This window comes from Variovorax sp. KBW07, from assembly GCF_003852515.1.
Taxonomy (GTDB): Bacteria; Pseudomonadota; Gammaproteobacteria; order Burkholderiales; family Burkholderiaceae_C; genus Variovorax.
In genome coordinates this window covers 1-212 of record NZ_QAJK01000288.1, presented here as the reverse complement: position 1 = coordinate 212, position 212 = coordinate 1, and the positions used below count along the sequence as shown (strand labels likewise).

Annotated in this window: 1 protein-coding gene; it reads right to left on the bottom strand. The window is 67.9% G+C overall.

Annotated elements, in window-relative coordinates; all coding sequences use genetic code 11:
- Positions 1-212 (bottom strand): glycine betaine ABC transporter substrate-binding protein (locus DBV14_RS33200; RefSeq protein ID WP_311732882.1); only part of this gene is annotated, 212 nt, incomplete at both ends.

Below are 212 nucleotides of genomic sequence, written 5' to 3'. Positions count from 1 at the left end.
GGTCGATCTTCGCGTCGGTGGTGTAGATATCGATGGCATCGATCTGCTTCGCGGCCACCGCCTCGTAGGCCAGCCCGTGGTCGAGGCCGGTCGGCGTCTGCGTGAAGCCGTAGCGCGAGGCCAGCCCCTTCCAGCCATCGGCGCGGCCGAGAAATTCGTTCGACAGGCCGAGCTTGAGCTCGGGGTGCCTGGCCAGGTCGCTCAGCGTGCGC